Source organism: Mycobacterium sp. VKM Ac-1816D (assembly GCF_000416385.1).
Lineage (GTDB): Bacteria > Actinomycetota > Actinomycetes > Mycobacteriales > Mycobacteriaceae > Mycobacterium > Mycobacterium neoaurum_A.
The window spans coordinates 1-614 of sequence record NZ_AOHQ01000094.1 but is presented as its reverse complement, the minus strand read 5'-3'; the positions used below and the strand labels follow the sequence as shown (position 1 = coordinate 614).

At 67.6% G+C, this 614-nt stretch carries 1 pseudogene; it reads right to left on the bottom strand.

The features are described from left to right. Positions 1-614: pseudogene (locus G154_RS00310) on the bottom strand (pyruvate carboxylase); the annotation flags it as partial.

Genomic DNA, 614 nt, shown 5'->3' with positions numbered 1-614 from the left:
CCGGCCTGCACGGTGTCACCGGCGTCCACGCCGATGGTGACGACCCCGGCGAACGGGGCGGCGATGTGGTCGGGGTTGGTCTTGTCGGCCTTTTCGGCCGCGGCGACCTCGCTGGCGATGCTGCGGTCCCGGACCAGGGTGGGGCGCAGCTGGCCGTTGAGGATGGCCAGCACGGTACGCATCCCGCGCTCGTCGGCCTCCGACACGGCCTCCAGGCCGATGAGCAGCTCCACACCGGGTTCGAGTTGCACACGGTGTTCCTCGCCCTGGCGCAGCCCATAGAAGAACTGGTTGGCCGAGAGCATCGAGGTGTCGCCGTACTGGTCGCGGTGGGCCTGAAACTCCTTGGTGGGACCGGGGAACAGCAACCGATTCAACGTTTCCTGACGGGAACGCCCACCGACGGACAGCGCCGCCTCATCCTCGGCAGAGAGCGGGGTTTCGGGTTTGGCGTCGGCGCGGCCCTGTAATGCCTTGCTGCGCAACGGTTCCGGCCAACCACCGGCCGGATCACCGAGCTCACCACGCAGGAACCCGATCACACTGTCGGGAATGTCATAGCGATCCGGATCGGCGGCGAACTCATCGGCATCAGCACCGGCACCCACCAACGC